General features: G+C 39.5%; 21 protein-coding genes. 5 read left to right on the forward strand and 16 right to left on the reverse strand.

Annotated elements, in window-relative coordinates; genetic code table 11:
• The first annotated feature begins 1 nt into the window (after position 1).
• The gene (locus tag ACTF5Q_RS00550; RefSeq protein ID WP_438952788.1) at positions 2-925 is read left to right on the forward strand and encodes a site-specific tyrosine recombinase XerD; all 924 of its coding nucleotides are present in this window, start codon (positions 2-4) and stop codon (positions 923-925) included.
• Between the two features lie 138 nt (positions 926-1063).
• Positions 1064-2371: an HlyC/CorC family transporter gene (locus ACTF5Q_RS00555; protein ID WP_438952789.1), complete on the forward strand. Its 1308-nt coding sequence runs from the start codon at positions 1064-1066 to the stop codon at positions 2369-2371.
• 19 nt (positions 2372-2390) lie between these two features.
• Here the strand turns inward: ACTF5Q_RS00555 and uvrA are convergent, their stop codons facing one another.
• Positions 2391-5252 carry an excinuclease ABC subunit UvrA gene (gene uvrA / locus ACTF5Q_RS00560; RefSeq protein ID WP_438952790.1) on the reverse strand — a complete coding sequence of 954 codons (2862 nt, stop codon included), beginning with the start codon at positions 5250-5252 and terminating at the stop codon, positions 2391-2393.
• Between the two features lie 240 nt (positions 5253-5492).
• Between uvrA and ACTF5Q_RS00565 the strand changes: the two genes are divergently transcribed.
• Positions 5493-6440, forward strand: a complete 948-nt coding sequence (locus ACTF5Q_RS00565) for an ROK family protein (RefSeq protein ID WP_438952791.1) — start codon at positions 5493-5495, stop codon at positions 6438-6440.
• Here the strand turns inward: ACTF5Q_RS00565 and ACTF5Q_RS00570 are convergent.
• The 5 genes from ACTF5Q_RS00570 to ACTF5Q_RS00590 form a co-directional block, all read right to left on the reverse strand.
• Positions 6437-7654 carry an MFS transporter gene (locus tag ACTF5Q_RS00570; RefSeq protein WP_438952792.1) on the reverse strand — a complete coding sequence of 406 codons (1218 nt, stop codon included), beginning with the start codon at positions 7652-7654 and terminating at the stop codon, positions 6437-6439. The genes ACTF5Q_RS00565 and ACTF5Q_RS00570 overlap by 4 nt on opposite strands.
• Positions 7655-7757: 103 nt before the next feature.
• Positions 7758-8966 (reverse strand): beta-ketoacyl-[acyl-carrier-protein] synthase family protein, encoded by a 1209-nt coding sequence (locus ACTF5Q_RS00575; protein ID WP_438952793.1) that lies wholly within the window; start codon positions 8964-8966, stop codon positions 7758-7760.
• Positions 8963-9220: an acyl carrier protein gene (locus ACTF5Q_RS00580; RefSeq protein WP_438952794.1), complete on the reverse strand. Its 258-nt coding sequence runs from the start codon at positions 9218-9220 to the stop codon at positions 8963-8965. Before ACTF5Q_RS00580 ends, ACTF5Q_RS00575 begins: the two co-directional genes overlap by 4 nt.
• Before the next feature lie 46 nt (positions 9221-9266).
• Entirely contained in the window at positions 9267-10352 is a 1086-nt protein-coding gene (gene lpxD, locus ACTF5Q_RS00585; protein ID WP_438952795.1) for a UDP-3-O-(3-hydroxymyristoyl)glucosamine N-acyltransferase, read from the reverse strand.
• A 24-nt stretch (positions 10353-10376) separates the two neighbouring features.
• Complete coding sequence (locus ACTF5Q_RS00590) at positions 10377-11972, reverse strand: L,D-transpeptidase family protein (RefSeq protein WP_438952796.1); 1596 nt, start codon at positions 11970-11972, stop codon at positions 10377-10379.
• A 195-nt stretch (positions 11973-12167) separates the two neighbouring features.
• On the opposite strand from ACTF5Q_RS00590, the gene ACTF5Q_RS00595 reads away from it, so the two are divergent.
• Positions 12168-12749 carry a YcbK family protein gene (locus ACTF5Q_RS00595; protein ID WP_438952797.1) on the forward strand — a complete coding sequence of 194 codons (582 nt, stop codon included), beginning with the start codon at positions 12168-12170 and terminating at the stop codon, positions 12747-12749.
• Positions 12750-12757: 8 nt separating this feature from the next.
• Here the strand turns inward: ACTF5Q_RS00595 and ACTF5Q_RS00600 are convergent, their stop codons facing one another.
• From ACTF5Q_RS00600 to ACTF5Q_RS00645, 10 genes are all read right to left on the reverse strand, one after another.
• The gene (locus tag ACTF5Q_RS00600) at positions 12758-13429 is read right to left on the reverse strand and encodes a nitroreductase family protein (RefSeq protein ID WP_438952798.1); all 672 of its coding nucleotides are present in this window, start codon (positions 13427-13429) and stop codon (positions 12758-12760) included.
• A 65-nt stretch (positions 13430-13494) separates the two neighbouring features.
• The gene (locus ACTF5Q_RS00605) at positions 13495-14565 is read right to left on the reverse strand and encodes a polysaccharide deacetylase family protein (protein WP_438952799.1); all 1071 of its coding nucleotides are present in this window, start codon (positions 14563-14565) and stop codon (positions 13495-13497) included.
• A gap of 67 nt (positions 14566-14632) precedes the next feature.
• A complete protein-coding gene (locus tag ACTF5Q_RS00610) occupies positions 14633-14929 on the reverse strand; it encodes a putative quinol monooxygenase (RefSeq protein WP_438952800.1) in 297 nt (98 codons plus the stop codon).
• A 46-nt stretch (positions 14930-14975) separates the two neighbouring features.
• A complete protein-coding gene (locus ACTF5Q_RS00615; protein ID WP_438952801.1) occupies positions 14976-15854 on the reverse strand; it encodes a DMT family transporter in 879 nt (292 codons plus the stop codon).
• Positions 15855-16028: 174 nt separating this feature from the next.
• Entirely contained in the window at positions 16029-17009 is a 981-nt protein-coding gene (locus ACTF5Q_RS00620) for an ABC transporter substrate-binding protein (protein ID WP_153902686.1), read from the reverse strand.
• A gap of 32 nt (positions 17010-17041) precedes the next feature.
• A complete protein-coding gene (locus ACTF5Q_RS00625; RefSeq protein ID WP_438952802.1) occupies positions 17042-17887 on the reverse strand; it encodes an ABC transporter permease in 846 nt (281 codons plus the stop codon).
• Entirely contained in the window at positions 17884-18744 is an 861-nt protein-coding gene (locus ACTF5Q_RS00630; protein WP_438952803.1) for an ABC transporter permease, read from the reverse strand. The genes ACTF5Q_RS00625 and ACTF5Q_RS00630 overlap by 4 nt, the downstream gene beginning before the upstream one ends.
• A gap of 48 nt (positions 18745-18792) precedes the next feature.
• A complete protein-coding gene (locus ACTF5Q_RS00635; RefSeq protein ID WP_438952804.1) occupies positions 18793-19569 on the reverse strand; it encodes an ABC transporter ATP-binding protein in 777 nt (258 codons plus the stop codon).
• A gap of 24 nt (positions 19570-19593) precedes the next feature.
• On the reverse strand, positions 19594-21048 hold the full coding sequence (hydA, locus tag ACTF5Q_RS00640) for a dihydropyrimidinase (protein WP_438952805.1): 1455 nt from the start codon (positions 21046-21048) through the stop codon (positions 19594-19596).
• An 18-nt stretch (positions 21049-21066) separates the two neighbouring features.
• Positions 21067-22311, reverse strand: coding sequence for a Zn-dependent hydrolase (locus tag ACTF5Q_RS00645; protein ID WP_438952806.1), 1245 nt, complete (start codon positions 22309-22311; stop codon positions 21067-21069).
• Between the two features lie 220 nt (positions 22312-22531).
• Between ACTF5Q_RS00645 and ACTF5Q_RS00650 the strand changes: the two genes are divergently transcribed.
• Entirely contained in the window at positions 22532-23158 is a 627-nt protein-coding gene (locus ACTF5Q_RS00650) for a TetR family transcriptional regulator C-terminal domain-containing protein (protein ID WP_438952807.1), read from the forward strand.
• Positions 23159-23183 lie beyond the last annotated feature (25 nt).

Raw genomic sequence — 23183 nt, forward strand, 5'->3', positions numbered from 1 at the left:
AATGAGCAAAGATCTTATTTTTACTTTTTTGGAAGCTAAATCTGTAGATATTGACGCATCTGAAAATACCATTAAATCTTACAGCCAAGATTTAGACAAATATATCGATTGGTTAGCGCCCAGTAAAATTCAAATTCTAGATGTACAACTTCAGCATATTGAGCAATACCTGGTTCACCTCAAAAATCGAGGACTATCAATAGCAAGCCGGGCTAGACATTTATCATCAATAAAACAATTTTATAGATTTGCTGTTGAGGAAGGATGGACACAGACTAATCCAGCGCTTCAGATCTCGGGCCCAGGTAGATCAAAAAAGCTTCCTCAGTCAGTAACTTTAGAGACAATAGAGCGACTTTTAGAAGCGGCCGGAAAAGAAGCAAAAAACAAAAGTTTAAAGGCTCGTAATATTTGCTTGATGACACTCCTATATGCTACTGGAATGCGTGTTTCCGAAATGATGTCACTTCCACTAGACTCTGTAAAAGGCAATCCCAACATGGTTTTAGTCTCAGGTAAGGGATCGAAAGAACGTCTTGTTCCTGTATCAAAAGTAGCACGATCCTCAATTAATATCTGGCTCAAACACCGAGAAATTTTACTGAAAGCTTCGAACAAGCACGATAGCTTTAGTTCGAAATATTTATTTCCATCTAACAACAAAAGTGGTTATTTAACGCGTCAGTGGCTATTTAAAAAATTAAAAAAGTGGGCAATTCTTGCCGAAATAGATCCAAAAAAGGTTAGTCCACATGTCATTCGGCATGCATTTGCCACACACCTTCTGGCCAATGGAGCAGATTTAAGAGTAATCCAAACTTTACTAGGCCATTCAGATTTGGGTACCACTGAGATATACACACATGTTGTAGACGACAGCCTTAATAATTTGGTATTTAATCATCACCCGTTATCAGAAAAGTAGTTATGCTTTGGAGAGTCTCAATATTTACAGCAAAATTATCGTTAAATTATTTATCTTTTGGAATCTTCTTTGATTTTTATTGGTAATTAACTATAACACTCTTTTTGTAGCGCAGGACTTTTAAACTTAGGAAAAGGTATGGAGAGCGATTTAACGTTTATAGATCAAAGTTTTTGGATAACGATTGGGGCAGTTTTTTTTCTTTTGCTTCTTTCCGCTGTATTTTCTGGTAGCGAAACTGCTCTGACCGCGGCTTCACGCGGCAAGTTGCGCACGCATGCGGACAAAGGCTCAAGAGGTGCTGCGAAAGCGTTAAAAATAACTGAGGACACAGAGGGGTTAATTGGATCTGTTCTCTTAGGTAACAACTTAGTAAACATTTTAGCTACCTCCCTAACAACAGCATTATTTACGCAAACTTTTGGGGAGAGTGGCATCGCCCTTGCTACATTAATTATGACAATCCTCGTCTTAATTTTTGCGGAGGTATTGCCCAAAACATATGCTATTACAAATGCCGAATTAGCTGCTGCCAAAGTTGCTGGTTTTATCAATCTGATCATTAAAGTTTTATCTCCCATAGTAGCCTCTGTTAGATTTCTTGTAAGATTAATCTTGCGGGTCTTTGGGGTTAAAACAGATCCTAACAGTCATATATTAGCTGTACGGGAAGAAATTGCTGGAGCAATTCAACTCGGGCATTCGGAGGGTATTGTTGAAAAAGAGGACAGAGACCTGATTTTGGGGGCCTTAGATTTGTCCGATAGAACCGTGGAAGAGATAATGCTCCATAGGTCGAACATTGAAATGATTGATTCAAGTGACGAACCAACCAAAATTTTAACGCAATGTTTGGAGAGCATTCACACCAGACTTCCAGTATTTCTAAATGATCCAGATAACATAATCGGCGTAATACATGCCAAAGATTTAGCACGGGAAATGTATAAAGTTATAAATGAAGAATCTCCGAACATTAACCAGCTGAATAACTTTGACATCAGCCATGTCGCCATGAAACCATATTTCGTACCAGACACAACTTCTTTAGATGATCAAATGAGGCAATTTTTGCATCTTAGAACGCATTTTGCGCTCGTTGTTGATGAATATGGTAGTCTCCAAGGCTTGATTACACTTGAAGATATTTTGGAAGAAATCGTGGGTGAAATATCTGATGAATTTGATCCAAAGGACACAAACGATATTAAGCAGTCGAAAGACGGATCATATTTTCTGGAAGGATCAACAACGATTAGAGATATTAATAGAGCGAACGATTGGTCACTGCCGGATGATGAAGCAAATACCCTCGCAGGATTAGTGATCCATGAAGCACAAATGATACCGACCGTTGGGCAAGTATTTAGTTTCCATGGTTATCGCTTTGAGGTAGTAGAAAGGAAAGCAAATAGAATAACTTCAATTAAGGTTATTCCTATCTAATTTTATTCATCAAAGGGTTTTACTCGGCCGCTGAAATTTCTTTTTTGAAAACCAACTCATTTAAGTAATGTGCAGTATAGCTTTTTGGGTTCAACGCAACATCTTCCGGCCGACCCTCGGCAACAATCTGTCCCCCTTTATCACCACCTTCAGGACCTATATCTATTATCCAGTCCGCTGTTTTTATCACGTCAAGATTGTGTTCAATAACTACGATCGTATTTCCTTGGTCAACTAACTCATGAAGTACTTCCAGAAGCTTTCGCACGTCATCAAAATGTAATCCAGTCGTCGGCTCATCTAAAATATACAGAGTGCGGCCGGTTGCTCGCTTCGATAACTCTTTAGATAACTTTACTCTCTGTGCCTCACCTCCAGATAACGTTGTAGCTTGCTGACCAACCTTTATATAGCCGAGACCAACTCTCATTAAAGCATCCATTTTTTCTCTTATACTGGGAATAGCACTAAAAAATGATTGAGCATCTTCGACCGTCATATCCAGAACATCAGAAATAGATTTTCCCTTAAATTTTATCTCTAACGTTTCTCGGTTATATCGAGCACCTGCACATGTTTCACAAGTTACATAAACATCAGGCAAAAAATGCATTTCAATTTTGATAACCCCATCCCCTTGGCATGCCTCACAACGGCCACCCTTCACATTGAAAGAAAACCTTCCAGGCTTGTATCCCCTTGTTTTTGCCTCCGGCAAACCTGAAAACCATTCTCGAATAGGTGTGAATGCCCCTGTATATGTTGCTGGATTTGATCTTGGCGTACGACCTATTGGCCTCTGATCAATATCGATTACTTTGTCTAAATATTCTAGACCAATAATTTTTTCGCAGGGGGCGGGTGTTTGCTTGGCTCCATTTAGTCTCATTGATGCAACTTTAAACAATGTTTCTATGACTAAAGTTGACTTACCTCCACCTGAAACACCCGTCACGCAAAGAAACTTACCCAAAGGAAATTTTACATCTAAAGATTTCAGATTATTGCCAGTAGCTCCATTAATTGTAATGTTTTTACCGTTACCTTTTCTTCTAACAGATGGTACCGCTATACTTTTATCACCTGACAAGTATTGACCAGTTATAGAGTTTGAATTCGCAATAATTTCGCCAGGTGTGCCCGCTGCCACTACTTGGCCCCCGTGAACGCCAGCGCCTGGTCCTAAATCAAACACATAGTCTGCTTCAAGAATGGCTTCCTCATCATGTTCAACTACAATTACCGTATTCCCCTGATCACGCAGGTTTTTTAAAGTCTGCAATAGTCGACCGTTATCTCGTTGGTGTAAACCGATAGATGGTTCATCCAACACGTAAAGAACACCTGTTAGTCCGCTCCCAATCTGACTAGCAAGTCTTATTCGCTGACTTTCACCACCCGAAAGCGTTCCTGAGCTCCTAGATAAAGTCAAATACTCTAGTCCCACATTGTTCAAAAATCCAAGTCGTTCGATAATTTCCTTCAAAATAGAATTAGCGATTTCCTGTTTTTGTAGTGAAAGCGAGTTTTTCACTTTTGAGAACCAGTTTAGAGCATCTTTAATTGACATCTCCACAATTTCACCGATATGGAACTCATTAATTTTGACAGAGCGTGCTTGCAAATTGAGACGATAACCTTCACACGTTTCACACGGCCGTTTGTTTTGATAACTCTCAAATTCCTCCCGTATCCAACTGCTATCAGTTTCTTTATAACGGCGTTCCATATTTGGAATAACACCCTCAAATGTTCTCTTTACCTGATATACTCGGCCCCCCTCATCGTACCTGAATAGGATTTCATCCTCTCCGGAACCATAGAGAAATACTTGCTGTACAGATATTGGTATTTCTTTCCACTTAGCGCTAAAATCAAAACCATAGTGATTGGCGAGCGCCTCAATAGTTTGCAGAAAGTAAGGGCTTTTACCCTTTCTCCATGGAGCAAGAGCGCCATCACTTATTTTTAATTCTTTATCAGGAACCACTAGACGCTCATCAAAGAATAACTCAGCACCCAACCCATCACAGTCAGGACAGGCGCCGAAGGGAGCATTAAAAGAAAAAAGCCGAGGCTCTATTTCTGGAATAGTGAAGCCACTGATAGGACAGGAGAAATTCTCCGAAAAAGTGTGGCGTTGTGGCTCTCCATTTTCAACCAATGTTTCCAATATTGCAATGCCATCAGCCAGATCTAAAGATGTTCTTAAACTATCGGCGAGACGTGTCTCTAAACCCTCTTTGATTACTAATCGATCGACCACAACATCTACGTCATGCCTGTATTTTTTATCTAATTCAGGGGGCTCATCAAGATCGTAGAAACTACCATCAACCTTTACTCTTTGGAACCCTTGTTTTTTGAGCTCCAAAAATTCTTTTTTATATTCACCTTTCCGATCACGAACAATGGGAGCTAAGAGAAATGCTTTAGTTCCAGCCTCTAGCGACATAATTTTATCAACCATTTCCTGAACTTGTTGAGCTTCTATCGGAAGTCCAGTGGCCGGACTATAAGGTGTTCCAGCTCTGGCAAAAAGCAATCGTAAATAATCATAGATTTCTGTAACGGTTCCGACCGTTGATCGGGGGTTTTTTGAGGTAGTTTTTTGCTCAATAGAAATAGCTGGAGATAATCCCGAAATATGATCCACGTCAGGCTTTTCCATCATATCCAAAAATTGTCGAGCATATGCTGATAAGCTTTCAACATATCTCCTTTGACCCTCAGCATAAACTGTATCAAAGGCTAAAGAAGACTTACCAGAACCAGAAAGACCAGTTATAACAACAAGCTGGTCCCGTGGAATATCGACATCCACTGACTTTAGATTGTGCTCTCTAGCACCACGAACTTCAATGAATTTAAGTTCAGCCATAAAGAAACTCCGCTATTGTCTGAAGACATAGCTTCTTTCATAAAACTCTCCAATACAAATTTCAAATATTCTGGTTTTTATAACTTTCGAATTGACTATATGTAATGCATAGCTTTCAGCGATACTGGCAAAAGTGGGCTAGGTGTATAAATAATTGTTTTAATTGTATTATTTATTGTTGCAGCATTAAAGAAATAGACTTAATGGATAATATTATACGAGAAATTAAGAAAGCCTTTGATGAAAAACCAGCTATGTCTAGCCGCTGATATCGGTGGCACAAATACAAGAATTGCGTTGTTCGATAGTGAGGTACTTCTCGAAGACACTTGTATGACATACTCAAACAATAAGTATGACTCATTTGAAACTATTCTAGCTGATTATTTGGACCTAGTTAGCATTAGCTCTGTAACGTATGCAGGAATTGCTGCCGCAGGGCCCATCGAAGGGAAGTCTGCAAAAATGACTAATCTCTCGTGGAGTTTCAGCGAAGGTTCCATAGCCTCAATAACGGGCGCTGAACATGTAGGAATAATTAACGATTTACAAGCTCAGGGATATGGGCTGACAAGTCTAGATAGTTCTCAGGTAGAATCCATCAGGATTGGAACTCACAATTCAAATCCAAACGAAACAAAACTAGTGTGTGGCATGGGTACAGGCTTCAATGCTGCTCCAGTATTCAAAGTTGGACAAAAAACCTTTGTCCCGCCTTCAGAAGCAGGCCATTCACAAATATCTTTAGCAGATAAAAATTATCGATCAATTTTAAATAATATAGCTTCAGAAAATTCTTTTATATCAGTTGAAGATATTCTTTCAGGGCGAGGGATTGAAAATGTAGGAGCGGCCCTTTGTGGAAAAACGGAAACTGCAGCTCAGATAATGCAGAAAGCATCTCAAGGTGATGAAAACTCAAAAAAAGTTGCCCAGTTTATAGCGAGTTCTGCCGGATCGTTTTTTGGAGACCTTGCCCTAATATTATTGCCATTTGGCGGTATTTTTTTAATTGGAGGCGTTGCACGGTCTCTGAAAGAACATTTAAACTCAGAAGACTTTACTAAAGCTTTTTGCAATAAAGGACGGTTCTCAAAATTTAACCGAAGATTTTCAATATACCTGGTATTGGATGACTTTGCAGCCTTAAAGGGGTGCAACAATTTTATGATGCAAAATAATCATTAATAGTTAACCAGTATTTTTCGAGTGCACGTAAATAGTAGAGCGGAACTCAGAATAAAATAGGTAGCAAACAAAATATATTGCGAATTTAAATTAAAACCCACATCGATTAAAACACCGCTTATTAAGGGACCCAGCGCTGAACCAATTACCATTATCCCAGCAGCTAAAGACTTTATGCGACCTAAATGAGACGTCCCAAAGCACTCAGCCCAAAAAGCGTTCGGAATAATATTGTTTGAACCAGCAGTTACCGCAAATAATATTAGCCCGACTGAGAACCCCATTATAGTCTCACAAATAGAAAACATGTAAAATCCAAAAACTGCCGGTATTTGGTACAAACCAATTAATTTAGTTGCCCCATACCTGTCGATCAATGATCCGGATAAAAACGAAACTCCAACAGCCATAATCGTAAAGAGCGGATATGCTTTAACCATTGAAAGATGATCCCAGCCTTTGAGAAGAGCATAATTGACTTGCTGAAAAAAAAGAACAGTTCCAAATGCTGGTAAGCCTAGCAACCCAGGAAAAGCAAACCAAAAAATACTACTTTTTAGAACCTGGGATCTGGACCAATGCCGCCCTCCGATACCAAAACTAACTTTATCCTCTTTAAAAGACTTAGGAGATCGCTCATCCTTAAGCGTAAAATATATAGCTACGGCAACAATTATAGGAAATATCGCAGAAAACAACCAAACCGATCTCCATGGTAGCCACACTAAAAACCCAACAAAAAACATTGGGAGGAAGGACTCTCCCAGTGAATAACCCAAATTTGCAACTGCGAGGGCGCGACCTCTGTATCTAGAAAACCATCTGGACATAGCTACATGAGCTAAGTGTGTAGACATCCCCTGACCCATCAGTCTCAGTAGAAAAATAGTAATAATTAGGCCCGCTACAGATCCTGTATTAGCCATAGTCAACATGGCTAAAGTTAAAATTCCTAAAACTAAGAAGGAAATATTTCTAGTTTTATAATCATCTACTAGCCCACCGAAATAAATCATTGCCGCAGCGGATAAAAGAGTTCCTGACGCATAAATCGTACCCCACTCAGAATTTGAAAGATTAAAATTGTGCATTATTTCAGCAGCAAATATTGAAATAAAAAAAGTTTGACCAAAACTGGAAGACAAAGCCAAAAGAAACCCTGCCGATAACCATAATTTATTGGCTATTAAAAAAGATAAGAAATTTAAATGCATAAACTTTTATAGCCATCTGAGTGAATTGAGATTATATTTTGATTTTCAATAAAAAAATTACATTGCAAGCGGAAATCAAAATATTTACGGCTGCACGTTAATCTCATACTTTTTGCAATACAAGGACTGCATTGAGACCGCCAAACGCAAATGCATTGGAAATAGCCAACTCAACTTTTGCTTCCCTTGCTTCGTTAGGTACAATATCAAGTGCACATTCAGGATCTTGCTCCTCGTATCCAATAGTCGGCGCTATTATCCCGTCTCGAAGTGCAAGAATACAAGCCAGCAGTTCGACAGCACCAGTTCCGCCTATTATGTGCCCATGCATAGATTTGGTTGACGAAATCATTATCTTGTCAGCATGGTGGCCAAAGACGTCCGCAACAGCGGAGCATTCTGTTTTGTCATTTGCTGCTGTACCAGTACCATGAGCATTAATGTAACCAACATCCTCCACATTTACTTGAGCATCCTGCAATGCATTAGAAATTGCGCGGGCGGCACCTTGCTTAGAAGGATTTACTATATCAACAGCATCTGAGGACATCGCAAAGCCCTTTACTTCACAAATAATATTTGCTCCCCTACGTTTTGCATGCTCTAGCTCCTCAAAAACAAAAATTGCCGCTCCCTCACCCTGTACCATTCCATTTCTATTCAAAGAAAAGGGACGGCAGGCATCCTTACTCATCACTCTAAGCCCTTCCCACGCCTTTACACCACCAAAACATAACATGCTCTCTGAACCTCCAGTGACCATAACTGGGCTTTGGGCGGATCGCACAATTTGGAAAGCTTGGGCCATTGCATGATTAGAGCTGGCACAGGCAGTTGAAACAGTAAAGGTTGGACCTTTGAGGTTATATTTCATTGATAGATGGCTTGCGGCAGCGTTGTTCATGAGTTTAGGGACTACAAATGGGTGCACTCTGTTTTTCCCTTCTTCGTAGACAGCTCTATAATTATCGTCCCAAGTACTGACTCCTCCGCCCGCAGTACCTAGAACAACACCAGTTGAGGCTGCAAGCTGCCCATTGAAGATTAAACCAGATTGTTCAATTGCTTCATTAGCGGCAATTAGCGTTAATTGCGTATAACGATCATACAGTGACAACTGCTGGCGATTAAAATGCTTATCTGGCTCGAAATCATGAATCTGGCCACCAATTTTAATCGATAAACGTTCTACATCCTTAAATTTAAGATCAGAAATGCCACAACGACCTTCTTTAAATGAATTTATTGTTTGTGAAACATTTTGACCGATGGAATTAATTGTACCGGCACCAGTTATGACGACCCGTTTCACGATTGTTCCTGAATTAACTCTTCTATTCCCTGTACGATCGTCGCAACAGATGACAAATCAAACGGACTTTCGTTCGGTTGATTTGCGTTGAAAGGCACCTGAATATCAAAAGCCTCTTCAATAGCGAAAATACTTTCGACTAAGCCAAGACTATCTATGCCCAGACCTTCAAGAGTACTTTCATCACTCACATCGGAAGTCTCAATTATCGCTTGATCGGCGATAATTTCTATGACTTTGCTTCGAATATCCATGATTTTTTCCACTGATTTGAGCTTCTCAATTAGCACTAATTATTTTTTATCTTTTTTTTGAAATAGTTTTTTTCAGATCCGCAAACTGCTTAACTAAATTTGGTAATTTTCTTAGAGCTTTGTAACTTTCTATTTGTTTATCCATACTGGTAGCAGGATAACCGAGCATTATTTTACCTGATGGCACATTCGACAAAACCTTCGTGGCCCCTCCCGTAATTACATTGTCTCCAATTACAATATTGTCACTTATACCTGTCTGACCTCCTAAAACTACATTATTTCCTAATCGAGAGGACCCAGCTATCCCAACCTGAGCGCAAATTAAACAATTATTTCCTATCGATACATTATGTCCTATTTGCGAAAGATTATCAGTTTTTACATTATTTCCAATTCTGGTTGCTCGCACAGTGCCACGATCAATAGTACTGTTTGCGCCAATCTCTACATCATCGCCAAGAACCACTCCTGCCAGAGAATGAATTCTCACCCATTTATTCTCATTATTTGATCTTTGAGCTTTACCTAAACTTTCTCGAGCCATTTCTGCGTCAGACACATCTTTTGTTACAAAGGAAAAACCATCGCTGCCTATGACGGCACCAGATTGAGCTATGAACCTTTTACCAATAATGACATCGGAGCCGATCTTTACTCCTTCACGGAGGTACGCATTATCACCAATTTTTGTGTCTACGCCTACAAAACACATTGGGCCAATTACCGAACCCTCACCAATATCAACACCATCAGATATTATGGAATATGGACCTATACTCACGTTTTTTGCGATATTAGACTTATTAGAAACAATAGCTGTACTATGAACTCCTGTTGGGTAGCGCTGACCTTGATCAAAAATTTTAGTTAAGCCTGACATAGCAAAACGAGGCCTATCTACGATTAAAGCCCCATCTAATCCATAATCTCTAAAGTTCATACCCGGCGACAGAATTGCAACTCTAGAGGCACCATCTTTAATTTGATTGGCAAAATTAATATCAGCTGCGAAGGCTAAATCGATTTCACTGGCCAAACCAGGTTCTGCTACAGAATTCACGATTATAGTTGCGTCACCCTCAGTATAACCACCTACTGCTTCACAAATTTCTTTTAAAGTAAAACCCATTATAATCCTGTGAGGTATTTTATACTATATGTTTTCACTTAATTCTAAGCCCAGCTCTGCAAGAGCATCATATATTTTTTGGTCACGTCCGTAGATATCTCTGCGAAATTCTATACCTCCACCAGCTTTAGTAAAAGCGGTTCTGTAAGTAATATGAACAGGAACGCTTTTCGATAGTAAAATAATAGTTTCTTCTTCACTTTTCAAAGCATTCTGAAATTCACTTTTCGGTTCATCCGTTTGCTTTTCTAAAAGAGCATAAGCGAAGTCAAAAGGCTCGTGCAACCTAATACAGCCGTGGCTAAAGTCACGGACTTCTTTCATAAATAAATCTTTAGCCGGGGTGTCGTGTAAATAAATATTGTAAGGGTTAGGAAACATGAATTTAACTAATCCCAAAGCATTAGTTGTGGATGGTAACTGTTTCATTTCATATGGAAAATAATTTTTACCTAAAATAGAGAAATCTATACTTTCCCGATCAACAAGAGATCCTGAGCTGTCAAATAGCTTTAAAAATGGCAAAGCCTCAGGATCCTTTTTCAATTCCGGCAAGTATTCATTTTTAGCGATTGAAACAGGAATGTGCCAAGTAGGGTTCACTACCATATACTCCATTTTATCTGAAAATTCAGGACTGCGCATACTTTCATCGTTAACTCCAAGCACAGTTCGGGTTTCGAAAACTACCGCCTGATCTTCAATTATTTTTGCCTTAAAATCTGCTAAATTTACCCATATATGCCTTTGGCCCAGCGTATCACCTAGCCAACGTTCACGCTCCAAAGCTACAATTATGGAAGATAATCTTTGCTCTGCGGTAATATTTAGCTCCAGAATTGTACCTTCACCGACAATTCCATCCGGAATCAAACCATGATCAGATTGGTATTTTTGGACAGCTTTTAAAAGTTTTTTATCAAATTTGGTTGATATTGAATTGGACATGTAGCCTTGGTCGAACAAACGATTTCGGACGGCAACCACATCATCACCTGATTCACCAAACCGCAGAATTCTGTCTGTGGCGATATTCGACCAACCTCCATTTCTAATTATTTCCAACAATTTTTGGTATTCTACTAAAAGGCGAGCATATTCACTCGACTGAGGACCAAGCGATCGAAAATAGTCGTATGGATTTCGCGAAAGAAGACCTTGAATATAAAAATCCGTGTCTTTGAGCTTAATCTGCCTTACAATATCAGTGTCAATTTCCGATGGGATCAATACTCCAGTATCTAAGTCGGAAGCATATTCGGTAAAAGCAATCATAAATAACCCTTCTAGCAACCCTATTTCAAATAGACTGTCGCTGGTGGATAACTTGCTTAGTAGGCTATTTACTTGATACTTTTTTTTGGGAAGGCCATGAAATGAAGCCGACTGAAGTGAATTGACTAATTCAGCTCTTCTTTGACTTGCTAACTCATTATTTCCAAACCAAATGAGTTCATAATCGTTTTCCGAATAAAAATCTAGGATCACCGGGTGTTGCTGAAGTGCAGAAATCAGGCCAGCTCTTAGATTAACGTTTGAGAATGGGTCCGCAATTAATTTTTCTGCAAATGTAAACCAAGCAATAAATGATGTAATAAGAATTCGAGTGATTATTTTCATTTTGTTATAATAATGATTCATTTCAATTTTTTGAAGTCTTCATCAAATTATTCTACAGTTTTTGCGCTCATGTCGCACAAAAAAATTAAATTAATGAAACAAAATTTTTTATTTAATATTTTTTGTTGGATTAACATGATATTTATGTAATAAACCAGCCGTTAGATATTTAATAGTACAAAAGAGTTATCTAAATTGCAGGCAGATTATTTTTCTGAAAAAGATTACTTTTTTTCTCGCCGTAGTCTCCTTGGGGTCTTTGGTGCTTCTGTCATTTCTGCAGCACCAGTTTTTGCGAATGCCACTGGTTTTATAAGAGGCGCAGGTGATATTCGGAAACTTAAAATGGTCTCTCACAAAACTGGAGAGAGAATCGACACGATTTACTGGATAGATGGCGAATACATTCCAGAAGCGCTGCATGAAATAGACGTGTTAATGAGAGATTGGCGTAGGAATGAAGTAAAACCAATTGATCTCAGAACTATAGATATATTGGCTGCTTCTCACTCGATTCTCGACACAGGTGAACCATTTCGACTGATGTCTGGCTATAGGAGCGCTAAAACCAATGCTATGCTACGTAGACAGTCCAGGTCTGTATCTAAAAACTCTCTCCACATTACTGGTCAGGCAGCAGATGTGAGACTTGGCACACGTTCGGTTAGACAATTAGCTAAAGCTGCTCAAGCATGTAAATCTGGAGGAGTTGGCAGGTACAGTAGGTCGAACTTTGTGCATTTAGATTGCGGACCTGTAAGAATCTGGGGCAGATAGAACTCAGATCAGAAGATACTCATTATATCTCTGAGTGACTTTTTGTTTGTAGAGGCCTCAGGTATTGTTGCGGCTTCACTAGCGTATCCTACCGGTAATATCATAATCGGCTTTTCATTTGCGGGCCGCTTACACATCGAATTCAGAAATTTCATTGGGTTTGGTGTATGCGTCAAGCAAACAAGGCCAGCATTATGAAGCGCTGAGATGAGAAACCCCGTCGCAATACCAACACTTTCATTAACATAATAATTTTTTCGTCTTGAGCCATCTTTATTAAAGCCATAGCGTTCTGCAAATATAACAATTAACCAAGGCGCATCTGTCAAATGTGGCTTGGATGCATTGGTTCCTATTGGTTCCAATGCGGCTATCCACTCATCATGCCCCCTGCCGGAATAAAATGCTTGTTCCTCATGTTCAGCCGCAGCTCTGATTTTAGCTTTCTTTTCAGGATCCTTAATAGCTACGAAATGCCAAGGCTGCTGGTTTGCACCGGACGGTGCTCTACCCGCCGTTTCTATAATTTTTTCTATAATGGCATTGGATACCGGTTCTTTTGAGAAATCTCGTACCGAATGCCGTTTACACATGTGGATATAGTAATCACTGACTACTTTTATCGCCTCATTTTTTTGTATATTTACACGATTGGGCAGTGGAATTGGAACGTAGGTCATTTATTCCTCTAAAATTTTTAAAATATAATAAAACTCAGTACATATTGCCTTTATGCATAGCCACATCAATTAAAAAAATGAACATCTTCTAACCGAATTCGATCAGAAAAGGTAACGCAAGCAGTAAATTCAGATTTACAATGCTCAACAACAAATTCTTTAAGTGCCCACCAATATTCTCCCTCATTCCATCGGGCAAAATGATGGCCTATTTGAATAGGAGCATTTCCTTTTTTTCTCGCATGCAAAAAATAACGCCTATACTCATTGAGCATCCTTGCGCCTGCTCCTAATTCTTTACCTTGATCTAGCATGAAAAAGTTATAATCCATTGAAATGGTTTTACCATATTCTGTATTCAGTGAATTTAAAGGAAATATAATTACATCGTCGTATAGGTAACGGTACTTGGTGGAAAGTGCTAGGACTAAGGAAGTATCATAGATATACCCCATTTCTTTGAGGGCTTTATACATTTCTTTATTATTAATAAGCAGCGGAGCCCGAAAACCAACTATACTATCAGAAATAACCTTCCATTCATTTGGATCAGGGTCTAAAATCTCATTTATTTGATAAGCATTTCGAAAAAAATATTCAAATTGGCGTAACTCCAAAATCCAGTCTTCATACGTAAATTCACTACCATCCCAATGGCCGTTCCCATGTCCTGCAATCTCGTGCCCTTCCCTAAAAGCTCTTCGAAGCATATTTAATCTACTTTCGACCCTAGTTTTATTTCCCCCAAAACCTACATCAGATCGTCCACGGTCCCGCCTCGGAGGATTATATAAGTTTGCCAATGAATCTTGCAGCAGATGAACTCCGACGATGAAAAAGGTGAATTTAACATTATTTTCCTGAGCAAAATCTAAGGTTTCCTCCCAAACCGCTATATTTTCGCTACCATCTAACGCTATATTTACAACAAGTTTGGAACTTGATCTTGAATTGGGATCGTAGTTAGGTTTTATTTTTGTCTCGACTTCCATAAATGAAATATTCTTTGCAGAAATATAATTATCATCTTTCTGGTTTTCGCTTTTTTCACTAACTCCTGTTATTCTGCATGAAGCCAACATCAGGAAAGTAAAAAATACCAAACCTCGCAATAAATATCTCAGATTCATATTCATATTTAAAGGCCAATCAAATTTCGATAATCACGAGTTCCTATCTAGACTTGACGAGATAGATTCTAAATTAAAAATTGTCTAAATTATTAAAAAAATTGAATTTTGGAAAACCATTCAGACAAAGCTGAATTTGAGATAATGTGCCATTTTCAGTAAGCTCCGTGATATATTTTTCTTGGTCTTTTTTACTTTTCCAAATTTCAAAAGTAACGGCTACGTTTGGATTGTTATCGGAAATTGAAAAATAGATTTTTTCACATCCATTCAACTTTCTGGCAAGAGGTAACGATTTATGAAAGATAGCTATCAGTTCATCAATTTTACCTGGCGCACAGGGGAATTCAGAGACGCACGTTATACCCAAATTAACCTCCATAAAACTTAAAATTAATTAATTTCCAGATAATTGCTTAACTCCTGTAAATTAGAGTCAGAAGTCCAAAAGCAATTAACATAGCACCCACAGTCATGTTCATATTAGGAGCAATTTTAAAAAACACAAAATCATTTAATATAACCCAGAACGGAACCAGCAAAGTGTACGCACTCACAATGGGGGCTGAAAGTCTTGGCGAAGCATAATTTAGGCAAGTAATCGAACCTATACTTGCAAAAATAGCAAGATAAAAAATCACCCAAAAAACTTCGAACGTCATTTTATCTACGATGAATGATGACTGCTGTAAAATTAAAGATATTGCGAGGATTATCGAACCTGCAGCTAGTACTCCAAGTGTAGTCACATAAATATTTTCACCTTTAAACAATTTAGGCTGAATGATTGCATACGAAGCGTAACAAATGGTTCCAACTAGAAAAATTGCTTCGCCTTCCTCAAACCTGAATTGAAAAAGTCCGTTAATCGATCCCTCAAATATTATCCAAAGAGCCCCCATGCCGCTCAAAATTAAAGCGGCCCAAATAAGAGCTGGAGACGATTTTTTAAGGAATAGCCGTTCTAAAAGTGCTGCAAAAAGTGGAAGTAGCGTAAAAATCGCAGCAGTTGACACAGTAGTTGTATATTTTAAAGCCACAAACATAAAAACAAAATATATGGCATAAATTGCGCCCAAGACAAAGTAACGCCAGATATTTTTCAAATGATGCGAATAAATACTTTTATTGAAATATAGTATTACTCCCAGAATTATAGTAGCCAACAAAAACCTATAGAATGTTAATAATTCAGGACTTATTTCATTTGCAATCAAACTTCCAAAAGTAAATGAACCAGAGACAAAGACAGAAAAGGCGAGCATTGAACAGTGACTAAATATCTTTTCTTTCAACAAGTAATTCATTGATTTACGTTACAAATATCGCCTAACTTCCTATGTTCATGCAAGTAGCTATAACTATATGCATGCCAAGAGAAAAATAGATTTTTTTAGTTTCATAGTGTTACAGGGCCAACCTAAGCCGGACCTGTAACCTTTTTAAAAAACTTTTAACACGCAAAGTAGTTAGTTTAGAGCTGCGTCTGTTATTTCGTGTGTCCACGCACCTTCAGGCTTTTTAGTAATAACTGGATCAGATCCGCCTGCAAGAAGGGTTGCTACAGTTCTATCAAAGTCTGCAGGATCTAAACTTCCATTGGATCCTGCTGTCAGTTTTGCAATCTCACCCATCATGCGCTTCTGGTGTTTCTCAGTTTGTGCACCTGATGCATCATTATCTAAAACTATTTCAGCTGCTTCGTCTGGATTTGCCTCCGCATGCTTCCATCCTTTCATAGATGCACGTACAAATCTGACCATTTTATCTTTGAATGCAGGATCTTTAAGGTTTTCCTCGAGAGCATAGATGCCATCTTCTAGGGTTGCCACGCCCTGCTCTTCATATTTAAAAGTCACTAACTCATCTGGCGAAACTCCAGCGTCTATTACTTGCCAGTATTCATTGTATGTCATTGTCGAAATACAGTCAGCTTGCCTTTGAAGCAGAGGATCCACATTGAACCCCTGTCTCAAAACAGTAACCCCGTCGGCTCCACCGTCTGTTTTTATTCCCTCTTGGCTCATCCAACTTAAGAACGGATATTCATTTCCATAAAACCAAACCCCAATGGTTCTACCCTTAAAATCGGCTGGACTTTTTATCCCGGTATCTTTCCAACAGGTTAACATTAAACCAGAAGATTTAAAGGGCTGAGCTATATTGACCACTTGCAAGCCTCTTTCCCTAGCAGCTAATGCTGACGGCATCCAGTTAAGCATCACATCCGCTCCGCCTCCCGCTAATACTTGTGGAGGAGCAACATCAGGACCTCCAGGAAGAATAGTGACGTCCAAACCTTCATCTTTGTAATAGCCCTTATCCAGAGCGACATAGTATCCAGCAAATTGTGCCTGGGTAACCCATTGTAGTTGAAGCTTCACCTCGTCGGCAGCACTTGCCACAGAGGCCATCATAGCGGCAACAATGCCAATTAATAATTTTTTCATATTTATCTCCAATTTAAGAAATGTTTTGCTCTTTAGCCTCTCTGTGAGGGGTGCCAAAAAGTTACCCCTTTCTCAATTATTACGATGATACCATAAAATAGACTTCCAACCACCGCCGCAACAATTATTTCAGCCCACACCATATCCAAAGCTAAACGACCAACTGAAGTTGATATCCTGAAACCCATTCCAACGGTAGGCGATCCAAAGAATTCCGCAACTATAGCCCCGATCAGAGCCAAAGTAGTAGAAATTTTAAGACCATTAAAAATAAAGGGCATAGCAGCAGGAAGCCGCAACTTTATAAAAGCCTGCCAATTACTAGCCGCATAGGTCGTCATCAAATCGTTTTGAATTTGAGAACTTTCTCTCAGACCAGCTACGGTGTTAATAAGCATGGGAAAGAAAACCATTACAACTACAACAGCCGCCTTTGACTGCCAACCAAAACCAAACCACATAACCAATATTGGTGCCGTCCCAACTATTGGAAGTGCTGCCATAAAGCTGGCCACTGGCATTAGCCCTAGACGTAAAAACTCAAACCGTTCAAGCAAAATCCCCACAAAAATTGCGCTCATACAACCTATAACATATCCTCGAAAAGCGCCCTTAATAAAAGTTTGAACTAAATCTTTCCATAATATTTCCAAATTTTGTGCAGCTGTTTCAACAACGAGGCTTGGTGGAGGAAGTATAACGAGAGGAACATTGAGACCACGAACCAAAAGCTCCCAAACTCCAATAATGGTCAATCCAAAAATTAGAGGAACTAAAAGTTTTACGGCTCTTGTTTCAGCTAGGGCACTATCTGCCAACTTTGCATTTAAAATCCATGCAGAAACCCAAAAAATTAAAGCACTAAGGATTAGGGTCATGTCATACCCATCCTATTTAGTGTAAATTTTTGCAGTAGTGCTAAAATTCCGACCAGCGCTGCAGCCAATATCGCTGCCATTATCAAAGCTGACCATATTTGAATCGTTTGGCCATAATATGAACCAGCCAATAACCTTGCCCCAAGACCGCGCACTGCACCAGTTGGAAGCTCTCCTACGATGGCCCCGACTAAACTGGCTGATATGCCAACTTTTAAAGAAGCAAACAAAAAGGGCATGGAAGTTGGCAACCTCAATTTCCAAAATTTTTGAAAGTTAGTAGCATTATAGGTATGCATCAAATCTTTATCTATTTTATCTGGACTTCTAAGACCTTTCACCATTCCGACAACGACTGGAAAGAAACAAAGGTAGGAGCTTATTATAGCTTTTGGCAATAAACCCTGAACGCCGATAGAATTGAGCACAACTATAATCATTGGAGCTATAGCTAAAATAGGAATCGTTTGGGACGCGATTGCCCACGGCATAATACTCATATTCATTGCGTTATTATGAACAATACCGATTGCTAACAGTATTCCCAAAGAGGTCCCGATTAAGAACCCAACTAAAGTAGAAGATAAAGTGATCCAACTGTGAAAAATCAAACTTCTTTTAGAAGTAATCTTTTTTTCTACCGTCGTTTTCCAAAGTTCTGAACCGACCTGGTGAGGGGCGGGAAGCTTCGGTTTTTCTTGTGACCATGTATCGAGTATTAATTCTTTTGAGCTTATCTCCACCCCAGCCCTTTTGACTTTATCGAGCGCCCAAGTTGAATTCAGTAAAAATGCGCCAAGATACCATGTAAAAATCAATGCGCCAATCACAACACATATTGAAGCCAAAGAACGCATTAATGCCTCACATTTGTTAATTTTATAAGTGACGTTTTAGCAAAAATCTCATTCATATGAGTGTCCTGAACGTAGTCCCTCTCTGACCCTCTGTGCTATGGCTATAAATTCAGAAGACTCTCTAATATCTAGGGGTCTTTCATTGGGAAGTGAAGTCTCAATAACATCAATGATCCTTCCTGGGCGGGGTGACATTACTACTATTTTTGTGGACAGATAAACGGCCTCGGGTATCGAATGAGTCACGAAGCATATTGTTTTGCTCGTTGTTCGCCACAAGTCTAATAACTGTTCATTAAGATGATCTCGAACAATTTCATCCAAGGCACCAAAAGGTTCATCCATAAGCAATATATCAGCATCAAATGCTAAAGCCCTAGCAATTGATGCTCGCTGCTGCATGCCCCCAGATAATTGCCAAGGAAATTTGTTTTCAAAATCTTGTAAATCGACAAGCCTTAAAACTCTTTCAACACGATCATTTTGCTCCTGTTTACTCAATCCAATTATTTCGAGGGGAAGCTTGATATTTTTACCTATTGTTCGCCATGGATAGAGACCAGGAGCCTGAAAAACGTAACCGTATGCTCTACTCTTTCTTGCATCCGTCGGAGAAACCCCATTAATCTGAACTTTGCCACCAGTTGGTTTTTCTAGATCCGCAAGAACTCTTAGAAAAGTAGTCTTACCACAACCTGACGGCCCTATAAAACTAACAAAATCACCCTCATTAATATCAAGATTAACATCTTTGAGGGCATGAACTGGCCCATCATTTGTCGAAAATGTTAAATCCAGTGATTTGGCAAAGATTTTAGGGCTCATTTTATAAATCGCCGGCTTGCCAAATCAAACACCACTGGCGGGTATGCCAGTTCTCTTGATCGGACGTGGCGCATTTAATTCCTTCCAATTGGATAGTGCTTTATTAACTGGCGTATTTCCTGATCTAGCCACAAATTCTCCATGGCCTTCCTGAGTATTGATTTCTCCCTCTGTGACAGCCACTTGTCCTCTGGTCAAAGTGTAGCGTGGCAATCCAAAAACTTTTTGTCCCTCAAACACGTTGTAGTCAATGGATGACTGTTGACTATCTGCCGAAATAACCTTTGTTTTATTTGGATCCCAAACTATTAAATCTGCATCAGCTCCTACTGAAACGGCACCTTTTTTAGGATAACAATTCAGTATTTTAGCAATATTTGTTGATGTTACAGCAACAAATTCATTCATGGTCAGCCTGCCGGTGCGAACACCATGTGTCCACAGCATGGGCAAACGGTCCTCCAGACCGCCAGTCCCATTTGGGATTTTTGTAAAATCACCGACACCATACCTCTTTTGCTCTGTAGTAAATGCACAATGATCTGTTGCAACGACACTTAAAGATCCAGATTGAAGGCCCGCCCAGAGACTGTCTTGGTGCATTTTATTCCTAAATGGCGGAGACATTACACGTCTAGCTGCGTGATCCCAGTCCTTATTGAAGTACTCACTCTCGTCTAAAGTTAGATGTTGAATTAGGGGCTCTCCCCACACTCTTTTGCCGGCTTGCTTTGCACGCCTTATAGCTTCGTGGGCCTCTTCACATGAAGTATGGACAACATAAAGAGGTACGCCGGCCATATCTGCAATCATGATTGCTCTGTTGGTTGCCTCTCCCTCTACTTGTGAAGGACGAGAATAGGCATGTGCTTCTGGCCCCGTATTTCCTTCTGCTAATAATTTTGCACTTAATTCAGCTACCACATCACCATTTTCAGCATGGACCATGGCAGTGCCACCTAGTTCAGCCAATCGGGAGAAAGACGCGAAAAGCTCATCATCGTTCACCATAAGTGCACCTTTATAAGCAAGAAAATGCTTAAATGTATTTATCCCTTTCGTTTCGATAACAGTTTTCATGTCATCAAAAACTTTTTCTCCCCACCAAGTAACAGCCATATGGAACGAATAATCACAATTTGCTCGTGTAGATTTATTATCCCACCTTTTTATTGCATCTAAAAGGCTCTCACCGGGACTGGGAAGGGCGAAATCTACGACCATAGTTGTTCCACCAGCGAGTGCTGCCCTTGTCCCACTTTCGAAGTCATCACTCGAGTAAGTCCCCATAAATGGCATTTCCAGGTGGGTGTGAGGATCTATTCCACCTGGCATTATGTAACAACCAGATGCATCCAACTCATTATTTCCTTTTAAGTTGGCACCAATCTCCGCAATAGCAGAGCCCTCAATCAAAATATCTGACTTATAAGTTAGATCATGTGTTACGATGGTTCCATTTTTTATAACTGTAGACATCTTGTTCCTCCGGTTTTTCTATTGAATAATAGCTGTATTAAGCACAGCATGTAGAAGTACGTCAGTGCCAGCTTGAGCCCACTCTTTAGAGATTTCTTCAGCCTCGTTGTGGCTGAGGCCATCAACACAAGGACACATGATCATTGCAGTTGGCGCTATGTCGTTAATCCAGCATGCATCATGGCCAGCTCCAGAAACTATATCCATATAACTGTAGCCAAGTTCCTGCGCAGCACTTCGAACTGCATTAACACAATTTTCATCAAAAGCAGGAGGATCAAACTGACCTACTATTGAACATTCAAAATCCACTTCAATATCTTTGCAGATCTTAGGTGCTCTCTCCTGAAATTCAGAAACCATTCCGTTCAACTTATCCAAGAGATGTGTTCTCATATCAACCGTGCATACTACTTGGCCAGGAATTATGTTTCTAGAGTTTGGATACACATCTATATGACCAATCGCACCCACTGCATTTGGCTGATTAGCCATTGCGATTTCATGAACAAGTTCTGTAATTAATGCTAGACCTCTACCAGCATTCTTTCTCATCGACATAGGTGTTGACCCAGTATGGCTCTCCTTCCCGGTGATTTTACATTCGATCCAACGCAACCCTTGGCCATGTGTAACCACCCCGATATCTTTTTTCTCGGCTTCCAATATCGGACCTTGTTCGATATGTAGCTCAAACATCGCATGCATGTCTCTTGAACCAACTTCTTCTTCGCCGACCCAACCAATGCGATTTAGTTCGTCACCAAATGACTTTCCCTCACTGTCAACGCGATCATAGGCCCACTTCAATTTGTGCTTTCCTGCAAAAACACCGGAAGCAAGCATAGCAGGAGCAAAACGGGTTCCTTCCTCATTCGTCCAATTTACAACAGTAATTGGATGTTTGGTTTTTATATCTAAATCATTCAATGTGCGTATTATTTCAAGCCCACCTAACACACCTAAGACACCATCGTATTTTCCTCCAGTGGGCTGCGTATCAAGATGAGAGCCCACATATACTGGAAGTGCTGTCGGGTCCGTTCCTGGACGAGTCGCAAACATATTGCCAATTTTATCCACACCCATCGTCATTCCTGCATCTTTGCACCAAGTTTCAAATAAGGCCCTGCCTTCCGCATCCTCATCTGTTAAAGTCTGGCGATTATTTCCACCCGCAACACCTGGGCCTATTTTTGCCATTTCCATTAAGCTGTCCCAAAGCCGATCAGGATCGATTCTGAAATTTTTAACGCCATTCATACTTATACTCCCTCTGATGCCCAGTATGCTGATGCGATTCCAAGATACATTAAAACAGTTGATCATATACAGTAACTGGGTCAATATTTTTTTGACCAAATGGACAACTATTTAACAAATCTGCTTGATTGCAAAGAAAATGTTCGAACATAGTGCATAAAGAAAATTAATTAGTTCGAAAATTTGCGTGAGAGCAACTTTAGTTTACTAAAAAATAATTATGACAAAGATTGTACAGATTAAACAAACTAGAATTCAGCGTGAAAAACGTCTTTTAATACAAAAGGCTGCGCTTCAGGTTTTCTCAGAATTTGGACTTAGGGGTGCAACTCTTGACAAAATTGCAAAAGCTTGTGGGCTAACAAAACCTAATATTTTATATTATTATTCCAGCAAAGATGAAATTTACGCAGAAGTTTTGCAGAGTTTACTTGAGGAATGGATTAGACCGTTAAAAGATATTTCAGAAAATGGAGATCCACTTAAGGAAATACTAAAATATGTTCAAAAAAAGCTGACAATGTCCAAAACGAAAAAACAAGAGAGTAAACTTTTTGCTACGGAGATATTGCACGGCGCTCCTCTTACACAAAATATACTTGCTGGAAGTCTGAAAGAAACAGTAGACGATAAGGTCAAGCTTTTAAATAAATGGATCTCGGAAGAGAAAATTGCTCCCGTAGATCCCTATCATCTTATTTTCTCAATTTGGTCTATGACGCAGCATTACGCAGATTTTGATGTTCAAGTATATTCTCTTTTGAACACCAAGAAACGAAGCAGGATATTTCAGGATGCAGAAGATTTCTTGCTAACTTTTTTTACCAGATGTCTAAAGCAGGATTAATTCTTTACAGACCGCAATTTAAAAA

Source organism: Candidatus Salinivivens marinus, assembly GCF_965655845.1.
GTDB classification, from domain to species: Bacteria; Pseudomonadota; Alphaproteobacteria; order Rhodobacterales; family Rhodobacteraceae; genus Salinivivens; species Salinivivens marinus.

What these genes read in the sequence shown, in the direction of transcription:
- ACTF5Q_RS00550 (WP_438952788.1), top strand. Translation starts at nt 2, where the DNA reads ATGAGCAAAGATCTTATTTTTACTTTTTTGGAAGCTAAATCTGTAGAT.
- ACTF5Q_RS00555 (WP_438952789.1), top strand. Translation starts at nt 1,064, where the DNA reads ATGGAGAGCGATTTAACGTTTATAGATCAAAGTTTTTGGATAACGATT.
- uvrA (WP_438952790.1), bottom strand. Translation starts at nt 5,252, where the DNA reads ATGGCTGAACTTAAATTCATTGAAGTTCGTGGTGCTAGAGAGCACAAT.
- ACTF5Q_RS00565 (WP_438952791.1), top strand. Translation starts at nt 5,493, where the DNA reads ATGAAAAACCAGCTATGTCTAGCCGCTGATATCGGTGGCACAAATACA.
- ACTF5Q_RS00570 (WP_438952792.1), bottom strand. Translation starts at nt 7,654, where the DNA reads ATGCATTTAAATTTCTTATCTTTTTTAATAGCCAATAAATTATGGTTA.
- ACTF5Q_RS00580 (WP_438952794.1), bottom strand. Translation starts at nt 9,220, where the DNA reads ATGGATATTCGAAGCAAAGTCATAGAAATTATCGCCGATCAAGCGATA.
- lpxD (WP_438952795.1), bottom strand. Translation starts at nt 10,352, where the DNA reads ATGGGTTTTACTTTAAAAGAAATTTGTGAAGCAGTAGGTGGTTATACT.
- ACTF5Q_RS00590 (WP_438952796.1), bottom strand. Translation starts at nt 11,972, where the DNA reads ATGAAAATAATCACTCGAATTCTTATTACATCATTTATTGCTTGGTTT.
- ACTF5Q_RS00600 (WP_438952798.1), bottom strand. Translation starts at nt 13,429, where the DNA reads ATGACCTACGTTCCAATTCCACTGCCCAATCGTGTAAATATACAAAAA.
- ACTF5Q_RS00605 (WP_438952799.1), bottom strand. Translation starts at nt 14,565, where the DNA reads ATGAATATGAATCTGAGATATTTATTGCGAGGTTTGGTATTTTTTACT.
- ACTF5Q_RS00620 (WP_153902686.1), bottom strand. Translation starts at nt 17,009, where the DNA reads ATGAAAAAATTATTAATTGGCATTGTTGCCGCTATGATGGCCTCTGTG.
- ACTF5Q_RS00625 (WP_438952802.1), bottom strand. Translation starts at nt 17,887, where the DNA reads ATGACCCTAATCCTTAGTGCTTTAATTTTTTGGGTTTCTGCATGGATT.
- ACTF5Q_RS00630 (WP_438952803.1), bottom strand. Translation starts at nt 18,744, where the DNA reads ATGCGTTCTTTGGCTTCAATATGTGTTGTGATTGGCGCATTGATTTTT.
- ACTF5Q_RS00635 (WP_438952804.1), bottom strand. Translation starts at nt 19,569, where the DNA reads ATGAGCCCTAAAATCTTTGCCAAATCACTGGATTTAACATTTTCGACA.
- hydA (WP_438952805.1), bottom strand. Translation starts at nt 21,048, where the DNA reads ATGTCTACAGTTATAAAAAATGGAACCATCGTAACACATGATCTAACT.
- ACTF5Q_RS00645 (WP_438952806.1), bottom strand. Translation starts at nt 22,311, where the DNA reads ATGAATGGCGTTAAAAATTTCAGAATCGATCCTGATCGGCTTTGGGAC.
- ACTF5Q_RS00650 (WP_438952807.1), top strand. Translation starts at nt 22,532, where the DNA reads ATGACAAAGATTGTACAGATTAAACAAACTAGAATTCAGCGTGAAAAA.